The following is a 255-nucleotide window of genomic DNA, read 5'->3' on the forward strand; positions in this document are numbered from 1 at the left end:
GTATGGCGTGATGTCGAATTCGGCGCCCGCTTCCATGAGGGCTTCCCACACCATGCGGCCCGCGTTGGCCGGCACGTTCACTTCATAGGCCAGCTCGCCCGAGAAGCTGATGCGCATGACGCGCGACTTCACCCCGGCGACCGTGCCGTTGCGGTACGACATGAACGGGAACGCGGCATTGTCGAAGTCGATGTCCTTGCACACCTTCTGCAGCACCTTGCGGCTCTTCGGGCCGACCACAGCAAAGGTCGCCCA

At 63.5% G+C, this 255-nt stretch carries 1 protein-coding gene; it reads right to left on the minus strand.

All coding sequences use genetic code 11. The features are described 5' to 3' along the window. Nucleotides 1–255: hypothetical protein (locus VSR34_RS39175; RefSeq protein ID WP_342965320.1), on the minus strand; the 255-nt coding region annotated here is incomplete at both ends.

The sequence above is a fragment of the Paraburkholderia sp. JHI2823 genome, from assembly GCF_038900695.1.
GTDB lineage: Bacteria > Pseudomonadota > Gammaproteobacteria > Burkholderiales > Burkholderiaceae > Paraburkholderia > Paraburkholderia mimosarum.